At 41.7% G+C, this 14,920-nt stretch carries 12 protein-coding genes and 1 riboswitch; of the genes, 1 reads left to right on the top strand and 11 read right to left on the bottom strand.

Going from position 1 to position 14,920, the window contains the following annotated elements:
- Nucleotides 1-115: 115 nt before the first annotated feature.
- From KSMBR1_RS15110 to KSMBR1_RS15085, 6 genes are all read right to left on the bottom strand, one after another.
- Nucleotides 116-1,138 (bottom strand): dipeptide epimerase, encoded by a 1,023-nt coding sequence (locus tag KSMBR1_RS15110; RefSeq protein WP_230408004.1) that lies wholly within the window; start codon nucleotides 1,136-1,138, stop codon nucleotides 116-118.
- A complete protein-coding gene (locus KSMBR1_RS15105; RefSeq protein WP_099326068.1) occupies nucleotides 1,135-2,181 on the bottom strand; it encodes an N-acetyltransferase DgcN family protein in 1,047 nt (348 codons plus the stop codon). The genes KSMBR1_RS15110 and KSMBR1_RS15105 overlap by 4 nt, the downstream gene beginning before the upstream one ends.
- A gap of 8 nt (nucleotides 2,182-2,189) precedes the next feature.
- Entirely contained in the window at nucleotides 2,190-2,630 is a 441-nt protein-coding gene (locus tag KSMBR1_RS15100) for a glycine cleavage system protein H (protein WP_099326067.1), read from the bottom strand.
- A gap of 337 nt (nucleotides 2,631-2,967) precedes the next feature.
- Entirely contained in the window at nucleotides 2,968-4,113 is a 1,146-nt protein-coding gene (locus KSMBR1_RS15095; RefSeq protein ID WP_099326066.1) for an MltA domain-containing protein, read from the bottom strand.
- Nucleotides 4,114-4,527: 414 nt separating this feature from the next.
- Entirely contained in the window at nucleotides 4,528-5,442 is a 915-nt protein-coding gene (locus KSMBR1_RS15090) for a formate/nitrite transporter family protein (protein WP_099326065.1), read from the bottom strand.
- Between the two features lie 550 nt (nucleotides 5,443-5,992).
- Nucleotides 5,993-7,084, bottom strand: coding sequence for a formate/nitrite transporter family protein (locus tag KSMBR1_RS15085; protein WP_230408003.1), 1,092 nt, complete (start codon nucleotides 7,082-7,084; stop codon nucleotides 5,993-5,995).
- A gap of 305 nt (nucleotides 7,085-7,389) precedes the next feature.
- Between KSMBR1_RS15085 and KSMBR1_RS15080 the strand changes: the two genes are divergently transcribed.
- Nucleotides 7,390-8,619: a (Fe-S)-binding protein gene (locus KSMBR1_RS15080; protein ID WP_099326064.1), complete on the top strand. Its 1,230-nt coding sequence runs from the start codon at nucleotides 7,390-7,392 to the stop codon at nucleotides 8,617-8,619.
- A gap of 366 nt (nucleotides 8,620-8,985) precedes the next feature.
- Here the strand turns inward: KSMBR1_RS15080 and KSMBR1_RS15075 are convergent, their stop codons facing one another.
- The 5 genes from KSMBR1_RS15075 to KSMBR1_RS15055 all read right to left on the bottom strand — a co-directional run bounded on the left by KSMBR1_RS15075 (nucleotide 8,986) and on the right by KSMBR1_RS15055 (nucleotide 14,897).
- Entirely contained in the window at nucleotides 8,986-9,318 is a 333-nt protein-coding gene (locus KSMBR1_RS15075) for a hypothetical protein (protein ID WP_099326063.1), read from the bottom strand.
- Complete coding sequence (locus KSMBR1_RS15070) at nucleotides 9,315-9,662, bottom strand: GxxExxY protein (RefSeq protein ID WP_099326062.1); 348 nt, start codon at nucleotides 9,660-9,662, stop codon at nucleotides 9,315-9,317. Before KSMBR1_RS15070 ends, KSMBR1_RS15075 begins: the two co-directional genes overlap by 4 nt.
- A gap of 64 nt (nucleotides 9,663-9,726) precedes the next feature.
- Entirely contained in the window at nucleotides 9,727-11,283 is a 1,557-nt protein-coding gene (locus KSMBR1_RS15065; RefSeq protein WP_099323647.1) for a hypothetical protein, read from the bottom strand.
- Nucleotides 11,284-11,420: 137 nt separating this feature from the next.
- Entirely contained in the window at nucleotides 11,421-12,104 is a 684-nt protein-coding gene (locus KSMBR1_RS15060) for a peptidoglycan recognition protein family protein (RefSeq protein ID WP_164995405.1), read from the bottom strand.
- An 80-nt stretch (nucleotides 12,105-12,184) separates the two neighbouring features.
- Nucleotides 12,185-12,341: riboswitch (cyclic di-GMP riboswitch) on the bottom strand.
- A gap of 237 nt (nucleotides 12,342-12,578) precedes the next feature.
- Complete coding sequence (locus KSMBR1_RS15055) at nucleotides 12,579-14,897, bottom strand: 4Fe-4S binding protein (protein ID WP_172953489.1); 2,319 nt, start codon at nucleotides 14,895-14,897, stop codon at nucleotides 12,579-12,581.
- Nucleotides 14,898-14,920: the final 23 nt, after the last annotated feature.

Genomic DNA, 14,920 nt, shown 5'->3' with positions numbered 1-14,920 from the left:
ACTTTGTTATTCGGATTTGTTTCGGATTTCGTGTTTTTTATATATTGCTTGTTTGGTTCTGGCTATGCCAGTTTAGGTGTTTAGCGCCTAAACACAAGACTTTCTTTAAAAATAGTTATCCAGCCTTCAATCGAACACCCAGACCATCCCTTTCCGGCAAAGATAACCGTCCTTTCTCAAAATGTACTCCTTCATACGGATCATTTGAAACAAGCAGGTTTCCATCGAGATCAACATAGTCTGCCAACGACATTAAATGGGCTGCCGCAGTAATAGACACAGAACTCTCTATATTGCAGCCTATCATAACTTTGAGCCTATGAGCCCTTGCGGTATGAATCATACGCAGCGCTTCCCGAATGCCACCGCATTTCATCAGCTTTATATTAATTCCGTCCACCATACCCGCCAATCGCGGTATGTCTTTTGAATCTACCACTTCTTCGTCGGCAAAAATGGGAATTTTTACTTTATTTTTAATATATGCCAATGCCTCAAAATCGCCAACAGGAAAAGGCTGTTCCACCAATTCAACGCCAAGCTCTTCCATACGATGCAACCTTTTGATTGCCCCTTCTTTGTTCCATCCGGTATTAGCGTCCACACGAAAAATCGCCCGGGTTATTTTTCGCAGCTCTTCAAGGATTTCTATATCATTATCACAGCCAACTTTTATTTTCAAGACGGGAAGGTCCTTCACCTCTTCAATCTTTTCACACATCTTTTCCATCGTGTCCATGCCTATTGTAAAGGATGTAGCCATTGTGTGATGAGGGTTTAACCCTAATAATGCGGAGAGAGGTATTTTAAGTATTTTACATACAAGATCATGGAGGGCTATGTCAATTGCAGCGCGTGCCGCTGCATTCGCTGTAAAATGTTTTTTTAACTGATTGGTAATATCTTCAATATGAAAAATGTCGCTGTTTTTCAATAAGCCGGCGAATTGGCGAAACGCTTCCACAACACTTGTTGAATTCTCTTTAAAAAAAAGAGACGGAGCCGCTTCCCCAATGCCCGAGACACCGCTTTCTTCTGTTAAAGAAACTATGACGTTGCTCTGGGTGTCTTTTGCTCCCCTTGAAATCCTGAATGTATGTTTTAGTTCCAGGTCTAACGGCTGAAAAGAAATGTTCATGGTAATAGGGGCTGAATGACCTCTAAAAATTTGTCAACGCCAAATCTAATGGGGTCGGTAGCCGGCAGTTTTATTTCCCGTTCTGTTTTTTCTATTTCCCGCAATGCTTCTTCATCAGACATGCCATAGCAATTAAGCGATATACCGAGTACCTTGCAGGATTGAAACGGTTGCACCAGTTTTTCGTTAAGTTCAATGATATGCTGAATAGGCAAAATAGGAAAGTTTTCAAAATGACGCAGTGTTTTGCGGGTTGGTTGATGACACATAATAATACCCTGCGGAAGCGCACCATGCAGCAAACCTACATTTACACCGGAATATGCAGGATGTATTACCGCGCCTTGTCCTTCAATGCACAAGAGATTGTATTGAGCGCGGTCAAGAATGAGTTTTTCTGTTGCGCCGGAGATAAAATCAGACAGGACATGGTCTATGGCGATTCCGCTACCTTCAATAAGAATACCTGTTTGTCCGGTTGCGACAAAACAGGCGTCAATACCTCGTTTTTTTGCGGCATTTGCAATCTCTATAGAGGTAACCATCTTGCCAACATTGCAATCCGTACCGACAGTAAGCACACGAAATGTCTTTACCTCTTTTGCCTTTCCTGTGCCAATGGATAATTTTTCAGGTGGTTTTCGAACGTCATAAATGTTCAACTGATTCTTTTGTGCAAGTTTGCCAAACTCAAGGTCATCACTGATATAGGTATGAAGCCCGCTGATAACATTGAGTTTATTCTGCAGGGCATCTCTGATGTGTATCTGCCATTCAATGGGCAATACTCCACCCAAAGGAGCAATTCCAATAAGGAGTGAATCAGGTTTGAGGTGCAATGTTTCCTTAACCGTACTAAAAATCGGGATGTCTTTTCCTATCCCAATGATTGCCTCAAGATCTTTTCCGGCATTATAGAGATCTATTATGGCAACGACTTCGTCTTTGCAATAACGAACAATGCTGACGGCAGTCTTTGCACTATGGATATCAAGTTTTCCCTCTGTTAGAATAACAAGACGGCGTTTCGATGTTGAAATCATTGGGAAGGTTATTTTTTACTCTTCTTTTCCTTAATTTTTCTTTGGAGTCTTTGTTTGGAAAATCCCTTATACTTACGAATACATTCGGCATATTCCCGTGCATTTAACAACTCATCAAAAATATTAACATCTTCTATCCTAAACTTTATCAACCAGCCACGGACGTAAGGATCATTGCTCAATATTTCCAAATCTTCGTATAAACGCTCGTTAACAGCAACTACTTCAGCATTTATAGGGAGTATAATATCTATCAGATTATCCAGGGATTCTATTTCCCCAAAAGATATCCCGGAGAGAATTTCATCTCCTGATCGCGGAAGGTCTAAAAACAAAAGCTTGCCCAAATCTTTAATAAAAAAATCTGTGAGACCAAAGGTAATCGATTTTTTGTTATCAAAAAACCATCCATGATCCACAGAATATTTATACCGTTCAGGAATTTCCATAAAACCATACCTCACAATAAATTATAACTCGCCAAGGCACAGGCAAAATGTTAACACACTGGTTAAAGGTTGTCAAGGACATTCATTTGTAGCACTAAGAAGGGACATAGAAGAATTTAATATACCTGTAACTGTCATTTCTACCAGATTCCTCAATTGGCAATCGGCAATTTGCCGACTGTAGATTGCCGACTATCGACTGCCGATTGCCGATTGCTACGGTACAATAGAGTATTTCAAGTCCCTAAAAGCTTATTGCAGAGCAAACATTTTGCCATGATAAATGAGAGTATTCCCGATTTTTTGCAAAAAATAACTAGCAAGGATTAAAAAGAACTCAACGTTTTAATAAATAATAAAGCCTTCCATAGGTATTCAAACTACCCGCATCCGACATTGCCCGCTCCCCGATTCCAAAATAAATATCCGCCCGGGCAGCAGTCTGTATGGCGCTTCCCGTGTCTTGGTCCGACACAAAAAAAAGCTTTTCCACCACATTTTTTTTAGTAAACCAGCCTGTTTTTTTTGCCGTCCTCGATTCTAAGACTACAAATGCCAAACCGCCGGCAGGAAACAGTTTCTTATCCGTAGCAATACTCCTCATCGGGGTAACAGGCACGCCAATACACCCATGAGGCACTGCATGATTTACCACTTCAAAGAAAATAAAACGGTCATTTTTATTAATATAAAAATCCAGCTCGTCGGGATGCCGGTCGAAGTAGCTTATGAGTTCAGATAGCGTTAGTTCTTCTTCAGGTATTTTTCCATCCAAAATCAACTGCTGGCCGATACTGGTGTATTCATGTCCGGAATCCGCAGCATATCCTATATAAAGCTTATTGCCCGATATAAGATCAATTTGCGCTGATCCCTGAACATGGATAAGGTAGGCGTCCAATTTCGATTTAAGATAGACAATCTCATTTCCTTTCAAGAGATTATTTTCCTGAATCTCTTTTCTTTTAAAGTAGGGTTTTCTGAAATCAGCAGGTTTTTTGTAAAGAGGGTATTTAAATTCACTATCCGCGGTAAGGCTCCCTTGATAAATCGGCGTCCCATAGCCAGTATAGTGCACTTCCCCGTAAAATTTCTTGCCAACCGCCTGAAAGACTCTGAAATGTTCCGCTATAAACGCATTAAGTTCTGCGTCATTGTTACAATGTACAACACCATCGCGAAAATATTCCAGGGTTTCCTTCAGTTTTTCATGAGAAAAATCCTTCATACGAAATCCATATTTATTGGATTTTGACATGGCAAAATACCTGAGGCTATGGTCTATCGACAGTAAAAGAGAGTTTTTATCATAATCGTCCCTGAAATAAGGAAATTGCCTTGGGTCTTTGATTTCCACCAGGCCGCTGCCGGATTCTTCCGGAATAAGCAACGATCTTTTCTGCGTCGCACAACCAAAATTAATTCCTGTTAATAAAAGGACAATTACAATGCCGGTGTAAAAATGATTCAGGCACAATTTCATAATGAATTTCCCTTTTCTTCAAAATTATGATAGGTAAAACTAAATTTCTAGTAACAGTTCATTCCGATTACAAGTTAATTCTCTCAATTATTCCATATTCCTTGTTCGATATTTGACGGCCGACTGTTCAGTCTGCAATCCACAGTCCACGGTCTGCAATTTGCCGACGGTAGATTGCAGACTGCCGATTGCTGACTGTAGACTGCCGACTTCGATTTGGACTACCTGTAAAAAAATATCAAAAACAACTTAGCGCTTATAGGAATTGAGGGGTTGTTCTACACATCATGGGAACCATTACAATTTTTGATCGATAAAAGCTCCTCCACCATTTTCCAACAGACAAGTATTCTATATGACTATAAAAGATAATCAAAGGAAATCTTAGACAAAATGGTATCTTTTGAAGCGCTTCTATTTGTCGAAAAAATCCTGTTTGACATTAAAATTTATTTTGATAACAGGACGCAGATAAACAAACCAAAACACGATACCCACTAGAATAACCCCGCCCACAATATTCCCAAGGGTAACCGGAACAAGGTTATTCACAAAAAATCCTTTCCATGTTAAAAGTGAAAGGTCTATGGGCTTTCCCGCCATCTTTTCAGCAGCAACAACAACTTCCGGTTGCTTTGACAAGAAAATACCTATCGGGATAAAATACATATTTGCAACACAGTGTTCAAAACCGCTGGCAACAAAACCCCCTATGGGAAAGAGAATCGATAATATCTTATCGGCAGAACTCCGCCCGCTAAAGCAGAGCCAGACAGCAAGGCATACCATAGCATTGCAAAGTACACCCCGCGCCAATGCAAATTTAAAAGACAAATTCACCTTTGTATTTGCTATAAGCAAGGCCTTTGCACCAACCATATGGTTAAACAATTCCCATTGATGGGTATTGTACATCAGGAATACCATCAATAAACTCCCCACAAAATTGCCGGAAAAGGATACTGTCCAGTTATTGGCCACTTCCATCGTAGTTACCCTCTTGCTGACATACCCCATAATAATAAGGCAGTTGCCGGTAAAGAGCTCTGCACCTCCAACAACAACAAGCATGAGACCCAAAGAAAACACTACCCCTGCAATTAATGAATTAATGCCAAAATGTAAAGTCGAATCGCTTATTACTAAAGTAGCGAATTGCGCACCAATTCCGATATAAAGCCCGGCCAGAACCCCCAGGGCAAAAGTCTGGGTGATACCCAATTTTGCTTTTACCAAAGCAATCTTGTCAATTTTGTCCGCAATTTGCGGCGGCGAATAGGCGTCAATATCTATTAATTTAACATGTTTTGCAATTTTACTTTCCGTCACCTTTTGCCTCCTTTCTTAACTATCGGGTAATTAACATAATCTTTTGCTTAAATATCTGAAATAAACATGTAGGGTAGGCATCGCCTACCGGAAATCGGATCGTTACAAAGCATGAAGTACGAGGTACGATTTAAAATCCCAAATCGTAAATCTAATATATTTAAGTTTTTAAAATATAATCCATAATACGTTTTTCCTCTCATTCCCAAGCTCCGCAGACTGGGCCAAATGGACAATTCTGCTTTATTTTGTGGGTATAACTCCCCACTTTGTAGGCAAAAAAGTTCATTTGACCCAGTCTGTCCGGCTTGGGAACGGGATAGGTTTAGAAACTCCGGCTTCGAATATAAAAAAAGAATGGGACCCAGTTGAAAAATATTTGAAAGCGTCTTTTGACCCCAATATTTCTTATTAAATGGAAGCAGGAGCTTCCAGGGTACGTGCGTTCCCAAGTCGGAACTTTGGAACGAGAATAGAGTTAGGCCTTCAGCGACTTTTTCGATGGAGAGCGAAGTGCCGCTTTGCCCTGCAACTTTGAAATTCCTAATATTTAGGTTTTTAAAATATACTCCATAATACGTTTTAAACTAATTCTGTTTTCTTTTTTTGACGTCAGACGCAAATAAATATACCAGTACATCCCTGCAACCAGGACCATACCTCCCATCAAATTTCCTAAAACCACCGGAATCAGATTGTCAATCATAAATCCTTTAAAAAAAGTAAGGTTTGAAAAGTCCACTCTGCCCTGAACCTTCATTATGGCGGCCAGGACTGAGCTATTTCCCTTAAGGATAATACCCATAGGTATAAGCCACATATTCACCACACAATGTTCAAATCCGCAGGCGATAAGGCAGGATATGGGCCACAACAGTGACAGTATCTTATCCATATTGCTTCTCCCGCTGTAACATAACCAGATAGCCAGGCAAACCAGCATATTACAGAGAAGGCCTCTGAAAAAAGCGACGCTAAATGGCAGGTTTACCTTTTCGTTTGCTGCAAGCACAATCTTTGCTCCCAGGAGATAATTGCTAAATGTCCATTGCCCGGAATTATATATCCACAATACGAGCGTTAACGCCCCAATAAAATTGCCAATAAACGCAATAATCAAATTCCTGGTAAGATCTCTGCCAGTAATCTTGCCAGCCATATATGACATCGCAATAAGGCAATTGCCGGTAAAAAGCTCCGCTCCTGCAATGACAATAAGCACAAGTGCAAGGGTAAAGGCTACGCCTCCCAATAACTGATTCATGCCAAGGTTTGAGGTTGCAGTATGGGTCACCAGCATCGATAACTGCGCTCCCAATGCAATAAAAACGCCTGCCAAAATACTCAGGACAAGCGTAGTGAGCATGCTCATCTGTGTTTTTGCGATTCCAACCTGTCCCACCCTGTCAGCCATCTTGATTGGCGCATAAGCGTCAATATCAATTACAGGAATTCCGTATACATTATTTACCTCTTTCTTCTGTTCCTTTTTTTCAAATACTGGTTTGTTTTTATCAGGATTAATTTCGTGATGCTCATCTGCATTGTTGTTTTGACGTTCCGTATCGTTCTGGACGTATTCAGATTCGTTTATATTTTCACAATACTCCTCATTCATATCATTTTTTGGATGGTCAGACACAAATAGCCTCCTCTCTGTTTAAGAAATGTTTAGATAATAAAATGTGTTTTCCTACGACAAGTGCCAGTTTAACATGATTTTTACAGAATTCTACAAAAATTTATAGATATTAAATAATTTACCTATACTGTGTTTGCGGTGTAAGAATAAAATGTCGCAGTAGTACTAATGCCTGTTTTTTATAATTGATTGCTTATAAACAATTATGATTTATACTATTTGCAACAGCATCGTATTGTTTTTAATACAACAGGGTCTGCAAAAGGGGAGGCGGTACAAGCGTTTTTCCCTTTTTTTGAATAACCATGGATAATAACGCCTTCAAAACTGAAATTGACAAATGTGCGAAATGCGGGAAATGCCGCTCCATATGCCCGGTTTTTTTAGAAACCGGAGAGGAATCAATGGTTGCGCGGGGGCGCATCAGTCTTGCTGAGGCAATCAGGAATGGTGAGATTTTTTATACGGAACGGTTAAGAGATTATTTGCTATCATGCAAAAAATGCTTTCGGTGTTCCAGTATCTGCCCTTCAAATGTTGATTACGATTTAATCATACAAACGATGCTGAATGACCTGGCAAATCACATTGGGATATGGTTTATTCCCCGTATTATTTTCAGGGTCGTTTTAACCCGCAGGTGGCTTTTTAATTTTTTCTTAAAAACCGCAAGTATTTTTCAGCGTATCATACCGTTAAAACAACGTGGCGCCATGAGACACCTCCCCTTTGCACTTATGGGAGGAAGATGGATTCCTCCATTGGCAAAGAAACCCGCGTTGGACAAATGGCATTCTTCCCGGACAAAAACAAACACTGCAAAAATGCGGGTTGGGTTTTTTGTAGGATGCCTCACCAATTATGTTTATCCGGACATCGCCGATGCGGTTGTTGAGACACTTACCCACCTTGGCGTGGAAGTAATTGTACCAGAAGAACAGTTGTGCTGCGGTATTCCAGCGAATTCGTTGGGAGACTTCAGGACAGCACGTAAACTTGCAGAGATAAATAGCCGTGTATTTGAAAGTGAAAATCTGGATTATATTGTCACCGCATGCGCCACCTGCGGCAGGGCATTACGGAAAGATTATTCACGCACATTGAACGACCCTTGCCAGATTTTTGCAAAGAAACTGTACGACGTATCTGAGTTTATTGAAAAATATTTACCGTACACTATCAAGCCGCTAAAAACGAAAATTACCTACCACGACCCCTGCCATCTTTACTGGGGACAAAATATTTCAAAACAACCCAGAAACATCCTGAAGCTGTCCGCCGATTTCCATGAAATGGATACTCCGGAACGGTGCTGCGGGGGTGGTGGCGTCTTTAATCTGTTGCACTACGATCTGTCAATGAAGATTGCCGAATACAAGGCAAAGGCTATTGAAAATAGCAAGGCAGAGGCCGTTGCAACAGGCTGCCCGGGCTGCCGTCTGCAAATTGAGGATATACTTGCCACAAAAGGGTCAAAAGTCTCCTGCACTCACACAATACAGGTGTTGCGTGATGCATTGCTGAAAAATCCTTAACTATTCCGCCACAGACAAGAAATAAAAAATACGAATTTCGAAGTGCGAAGTGCGAAATCCGAAACAAATCCGAACAACAAAGCATAAAATTCAAAATAAACCCAAAATATCCCTTTCTGCGTGCAATCACACTTTGAAAGTGTCATTTAATGTAATACTTTAGTCTTTTGAAAAAGCAAAATGCTTTTCCGAAAGTTCCGAAGACCGGGCCAAATATTCAATATTCGATTCTCAATGTTCAATTCTCAAGTTGTTGCTCATTTGCCGCTATTCTTTTACATTAAGCATTAGTTTTCAAAAATGTATTAACGTATCTTTTCACGGTGTTTTTTTCAAAAACTAATGTTCCTGCTTATTTTTAGGGGGCTATTTAAGTATTTCCACCGCCACCCCCATTTCTATCATATCGGAGATAAAAGAAACGGTGCCGGTATGGTCAGGGCAATAACAGTATCCACCCGGAATTGGCCATTCTATACAAGTACATCTTGGGTCTATTCGCGGGTCAAAATTAATAAAACACCAGGCAGGTTTCGTTGTTGCTCCAATACCAACACCATGTAAAAGTCTTTGAAATTCCAGATGGTTATTACGAATAGGTGTCTTGTGTATACGTAAGGAGTCTATGGTTAGGTAGAAAACTATGGTTATTATAAGGAAGGCGATGGCGCTTAATACAAAAAAGGCGTTTTTATTCATTGATTAATAAAAAAAATTAACCACAAAAATAACCCCAGTTTGTAATTCCCTAACTTCAGATAGGTGAGGGTTTGTGCAAGGTGAATATTATTTAATGCGTCAACACTTTTTATTTCAAGCACCAATTTATTCTCTACCAACAAATCTATCCTGTAGCCACATTCTAATTGTACTTCTTCAAAAAACAGCGGCATCGGTTTTTCTTTTTCTACAAAAAGTCCTGATTTGCTAATTTTGTAATACATACACTCTTTGTATGCGCTTTCCAGCAAGCCGAGACCAAATGCATTATGTATTTCTATTGCTATCCCTATAATTTTATGTGAAAGCTCGTTTTCAGTCATTGTGTCCTATGTGGTTAGTCTTTGTACTACTATCCATCAATTTCTTGTTTTTTATGCGTGTTTTTCATGCCGCCATTTCCGTAAGTGCTTTAATATCAAGGGCTGAAGCGGTCATCAGTGAACAAGAGAACTTCTGGCCTTTCTCCGTCAAAACATAGCGGTTGGCCCTCGGAACTTTGCGGATTAGACCGTGTGCCCGCAGCATCTTTATCCGTCGGGTCGTTCGTCCGGAATATTTCTTTTGCTGATCCTTGCCGGATTGTTCGGATTCCCGGTAAAGCCACTTACGCAAATCATGGTTGCGGAATCCATTTATCGCGTTTTCGCCTTTGGACAGGAACATCAGCATCTGGTAATCATCCTGCTGCCAGGGATTCAAACCTCGATACCTCTTGCCCTCTTTGACAACCTTGTTACAAGCGCTGCTCACCACTTCTTTCAGTTTCTCCTCTACCTGAGCCGCCGCCAAAGCATCCCCATAACGATCATTGCATTGTTGGCTCACCTCACACCGTCGATGAAGATCGCTTACGCCCTTACGCATCTTCTGCCATGACGCCGGTTTGCCTTCATCATCATTGGGACTCCGAAAGACCTTAAAGTCCCGCGTATTATTGATCGTTGTCTCAATACGCAAGAGACTACCGCTCTTGTTATACATCTTCACTGAATTATAATTCACACTGTGCTTGACCCGTATACCTTCATAGCGTCTTCGATAGTCGCTGATAACCTCATCAGGGGCAGCGCCTGCAAGGTTACGCCTACCCAAATACTTCATCACCGAAGAACTGTCGCAAACCCGCATCGCATGATGAACAAACGATGGAAACAACTCCTCCAATGCCTCAACCGATTTAAACATGATGTCCGTCGCCCACTCCGTCTCATCCGCAGACCAGTAATACTCCGGTTCCAACGGACGAAGAATCTGCGACAATGCCGGGCAACTGCCCAACGCAAGCCCGTTCAGCAGCTTCGCCCAGTCAGTCTTAAGCTGCTCATGGAGCAGAACCTGCGCAGCCGCAATATCCTCTATACGCACAAAACAGTTGCCGTCCTTAACATAATCAATACCTTGCTTCTGAAGTTGCCGCTCCAGCCAATGACGACCATTGAGACAAATGAAAATATTAAACGGCGCCCAACTCTGGATACGAACATGACCAAAACCAAACACTGGATCATTAAAATAATGATACACAAAGACACACTTGCGGGGCGCCATTACCAACTCGAGCTTCTTGCTGGCCTTGTTGCCCTTGACCATCGGCGCAATACAAGGCTCTACCACACTCAACAGGCAGATGGAACCTTCCGTAATCCTCTTATCCGCCGCGATCTGGCGAGCCAACTTCTCCTTATCAACACCGCTGCTCATCAAATACCGCACCTCGATACCCAAATCTTTCGCCCGCGATTCACAACTGTCTCGCACCTGTGCCGTAAGCCCATTGACCCAACCGGAAAAATCCTTAAGCAGAATTCTCGCTTGGTTCATGAATGTTCCCATCCCACGCTCACTGGCCAACCACCGCAATGTCCCGCGAAAACGAATCCTGTCCAGACCGCTTATTGCACCCACGATCCTGTCTCGATATAATTCCATCAACTTATTCATAAGTAGTGTCCTCCAAATTGTCTGATTACTATTTACGAGGATACTACTATACTTTATAATAAACTAAAAATCACCTTTTTGGTTGCGGCCAAAGGCCGCGCTAGGCCCTTTGTGGTTAAACTTTATGTGCTTTGTGGTTATGATTTTCGCGAAGGGGATATTTCGTTAGAGGCAAACTGAATTAAACTCGTCTTAAATTCAGCCATGGGGAAATTTTTACCGGGGCATGCAGTTCCTTTTTGATGAACCTGGCTATGTAATATGATGTTCGATAAAGGGATGTCATATTTCGAGGAAAGATAACGGGTCAACCTAACCAGCGAATCAAATTGATCCTCAGAAGGTTTCCCGCCGTTTTCAAAATCACCCACGAGGCAAATGCCTATCGCCACCTGGTTGCAATCCATATTTGCCGTGTGAGCGCCATGAATTTGGTTCTTCCAGCGATTTCCTACCTCTATTTCTCCATCGCCAGAAAGAGTTCCATTGCCAATCACAAAGTGATATGCCAATCCATACTTCCACCCTTTCTTTTCTCTATGATAGGTATCAAACCGGGTTGCATTTCCTTTCTCTGAAGCGCTATGGTGTATAACAATATATTGCCACGGTCTTTCCTTTGTATCTATTGTATCTATCTCGCAAATCTGAGATATTTTTTGTGCAAATGCCGCTCTCAGCATATCGCTTTCCGATATCACCGTTCTTACCTCTGCGGAACTGCTGCTAATAAGAGGCAAGGCGCCAATAATACCTCCTGCCGCAACAATCATTGTTAACGACACATATTGAATAATCTTTTCGTATGTACGATTTCTCATTGTATTCATTTTAAATCACACTATAGTAATAAATAAAAAAGCCCTGCTACGGAATAAAATAAACGTTATACAGTTTTTTATTCGGTAGCAGGGCTTTCTTCACTGTTTAGCGGTATCGCGAAATTTTTCTCTTCATCCTTCTGCGGATTTTTTGTTTTACGCTTTGTGCGCCGCTGAATAAGTTAAAGACTCTTTGCTTTGCGTCCCAGCCTCACGACTGGTTTGCCTTTATCAATAGTTACTATAAAAAAGAGCTATTGTTTTAGTAAGTACATTATAAAATCATTCATTTTTTTGTCAATAATTAATTCGGCGTCAAATAAATAGCTCCGGGGGAAAAGCGCAAGGCGCAACCCTCAATCTGCAATTTTGCCGATTGCCAATTTCAGAAGTCAGAGTTTTTCGCGGACATCTGACCTCCGACCTCTGGCCTCTATTGAAAGCCGATTGTAGATTGCCGACCGCTCGAGTCCTTTATTTGATTTTATCATTTTGCAGTACACGGCGAAGCAATTCTTCACCCTCTTCCTTTTTTTGGGAAAGAAATGTTGCTGACAGAAGATGTTTTTCCTGCAACCATGAGGTAAAGTATCCGTTTTCGTTTTGAAAGGTATGGATGGCATTTGAGTGCGTCTCTTTTTCTCCCCATGACCTCCACAACTGAACCACCGCTTCAAATGCGATTGATGTCGCATCACGGTCTGGATATTTTATCAACAGTAGCAGTAAAGGGGCGGTCTCTTCCCTCGTTTTGTATTCTGCGATAAGGGCGTCCGTCTGTTTGCTTAAATGAAATACATTTTCTTCAATAAAATTATCGGATATATAGATATTATCCAGAATGATCTTTTCGTGAAAAAATTTCAGGCTTTCTTTCACAAGAGAATCCTCCGGCAAATAACGTACTATATCGGGGAGGATTTCTTTTTTGTAGGGCATTAAATCGATAATGGATTTACCAAAAGAAGTAATTTCTCCGCCAGAAATACTGCCCTCCCATGGCGCTACCTTTATGCAATACACATCATTCCATACACACAAGTAATTTTCAAACAAAGACGCCCTGTTGCCTAATGGTATCCCAATACCCGCACGGTCTTTTGTGAAGACGCCGAATGCGTCTTCCGCAGTTTCAAACTCCCAAACATCTATGGAAATCCTCTTCCCTGTATCATCTCCATACTCCGCATTCGTCACCCGGATAAACGAATACGCTAAATACAGCTCCGCGCCTCCATTTATATATTCATATAATTTTTCGCCTCCTTCGTAAATCCTCGGCTCTGCAATCCTTTTCCACTTTCCAAGTGTTTTGGGGAGAAAGTTGCCGGACGATACTATTTTTACAGACCTTTCTTTTTTTACCGTAGTTTGCGGCTGGATGCCTTCCACGACAATAGCGGAAGTCCCTAAAACGGGGCAGACCTTTTCACAGAAACCGCACCCTACGCAAACATCTTCTCTTACAAAAGGCCTGCGAATTTCCCGGCCTTGTTCGTCCACATAGGTATTAAAATGGATCGCCTTTGTCGGAACGGGGCACACCTCTTCACATACACCGCAATTAAAATCCTGCCATTCCTTCTTCAGTTCGGGAAGGCGTGAATAGCCCACCCATGGAATACATCTGTTATGGTCTATTCTGGCCTTTCCTAACGCGACCCACCGTTTTTCTTCAAGCGGCAAAGGTTTTATAGCCCCTGACGGACATACCCGTGTGCACAGCACACATCCATAATCACAATATCCTATCCGGGGTATTAATTGCGGCGTCCATATGCCTTCAATGCCATATTCCAATAACACAGGATGCAGTCCGTTCGTTTTGCAAACCTTCATACACTCCCCGCACCGTATGCAGCGGGCAATAAATTCTTTTTCATTCACCGCACCTGGCGGACGAATTATGGAAACGGTTTCCTTGTTTATTTTTTTCCGGTAGTTTAATTTCAAAAAAGGGGCGATTGCCGCGCCGGTAATCCCGCTTACAACAAATGCCCTCCTGGAAAGGCTGATAGCATGTTTTTGCAAAGAAGGCTGAAACCTCCTGAAGGTGACACTCTGTTCCGGACACACCTTCCGGCAGGTCATACACAAAATACACTCTCCCTCTTTCGTGCTTTTCCCATCGCTTTCCATTGCACCCATACCGCATTTTTCAACACACAAACCGCAGCTTGTGCATGTTGACGAAACATTCCGTTTAAAGAATGACCAGTCGGAGAAAAGAGCAAACAGCGCACCCATCGGACAAATATTCCTGCACCAGTAGCGCCGCAATACCATTCCAAAGGCAATGATGATCACAAAGGCAAACAAAATGATTCCGTGTGAACGGAAGAAAGGGGCATGCCAGGCAAAAAGGATTTTCTGGAAAAAGGCATGAAAAAAGGAAAATAAATAACCCAAAAGAGGAATATGTTCCAAATAAACAAAAAGGGAATCGTCCAGATGGATAATATAAGGATGGATACTCATTGCAAATACGCTTGTCGCGATGGAGAGGGGATCAAACCATCCGGCGCATTGCAGCCCCAGGAGCAGGCTTAATAAAAGAAATGCAAGGAGATAGTATTTCAGACATCTTCCGTCATAGAGCCTTCTTTGCGCATGTTTTCGAAAACTGGCAAAAAAACGGTCTGTGATATCTATTGTTGTTCCCAGAGGGCAAATCCACGCGCAGAAATAGCGCCCAAAGGGTATCGTTAGCAATAAGACAATGAATGCAGGCCAGTAGTTGAAAATAAACGCCCTTACCGCCATCATTGCCCCTATAGCAGAAAGGGGCCTCATGCGAAGAAATATGTTCGCCGGTG

Origin of the sequence: Candidatus Kuenenia stuttgartiensis (assembly GCF_900232105.1) — a bacterium.
GTDB lineage: Bacteria > Planctomycetota > Brocadiia > Brocadiales > Brocadiaceae > Kuenenia > Kuenenia stuttgartiensis_A.
The sequence above is the reverse complement of the archived record's forward strand: the minus strand, read 5'-3'. Positions and strand labels throughout refer to the sequence as shown.